This window comes from Ralstonia sp. ASV6, assembly GCF_016429285.1.
Lineage (GTDB): Bacteria > Pseudomonadota > Gammaproteobacteria > Burkholderiales > Burkholderiaceae > Ralstonia > Ralstonia flaminis.
On record NZ_JAELUI010000310.1, the window covers coordinates 1 to 1,321 of the forward strand.

The window sequence follows — 1,321 nt, forward strand, 5'->3', positions numbered from 1 at the left end:
GGGATGTGGCCGCCTTCCTGGGCGCCAGCTACTTTCGGGCGGTGGGCGGGCAGTGGCAGTACGGCATGTCGGCGCGCGGGCTGGCGATCGACACCGGCCTGTCGCGTCCCGAGGAGTTTCCCGATTTCACCGAGTTCTGGCTGGTGCGCCCAGCGCCTGACGCCGAGACGCTGCGGGTGTATGCCATGCTCGACTCGCCCAGCGTGGCCGGGGTCTACCGCTTCGACATCCGCCCGGGCGACACGCTGGTGATGGACGTGGGCGCCACGCTCTTCGTGCGCAAGCCGATCGAGCGGCTGGGCATCGCACCGCTCACCAGCATGTTCCTCTACGGCGAAAACGACCGCACCGACCGCGCCGGGGATCGCCACAGCGCCGCCCGCCGCTGGCGCGCGTCGGACTGGCGGCCCGAGATTCACGATTCCGATGGCCTGGCCATCTGGCGCGGTTCGGGCGAATGGATCTGGCGGCCCCTGGCCAATCCGCCCATGCTGCGCAGCCAACGTTTTGCCGATGACGACCCGCGCGGCTTCGGCCTGCTGCAGCGTGACCGCAATCCCGACCACTATCAGGACGACGGCGTGTTCTACGAGAAGCGCCCGAGCGTGTGGATTGAGCCCACGCACGGCTGGGGCGAGGGGGCGGTCGAGCTGGTGGAGCTGTCGGCCAACGATGAGACGTTCGACAACATCGTCGCCTTCTGGCGGCCGGCCGTGGCGCCGCAGGCTGGGCAGGAACTGGCCTTCGGCTATCGGCTGACCTGGGGCGCGCAGCCTGCCGCCGCGTCGCCACTGGCACGTGTGGTGGCAACGCGCACGGGGATCGGTGGTGTGGTCGGGCAGCCGCGCAAGTACTTTTCCTGGCGGTTCGTGGTCGATTTCTCGGGCGGGGAGTTGTCGCGGCTGGGGCGCAGCACGGCCGGGTCGACCGTCGAGCCGGTCATACGTGCCTCGCGCGGGCGGGTGGAGATTGCTTCGGCACGGCCGCTGGCCAGTATCGACGGGGTACGGGCGATGTTTGATGTGGTGCCCGATGCCAGCAATGCGCCGATTGAGCTGTCGTTGACGTTGCAGTCGGGGGAGCGGTTGCTTTCTGAGACTTGGATGTATCAGTGGACGCCGCCGGTGGATCGGGCGGTCTAGGTTTTTGTTCTTTGGATTGGGGGCTTGGTGGTTTGCTGCTGTTTCGTCCCCTGCCGGGGCCGACTCACTTTCTTTGTCTTGCCAAAGAAAGTAAGCAAAGAAAGGCGCGCCCGAGATGGCGACTTCCCCTTGAATTTCTGTAACCGGGCGGAGACGGGGAAAACTCGCTGCGCTCAGAC

General features: G+C 66.9%; 1 protein-coding gene. It reads left to right on the forward strand.

What is annotated here, in order from left to right; genetic code table 11:
- On the forward strand, positions 1-1,142 hold a 1,142-nt coding region (locus JHD73_RS27735), incomplete at its 5' end, for a glucan biosynthesis protein (protein ID WP_199033333.1).
- Positions 1,143-1,321: the final 179 nt, after the last annotated feature.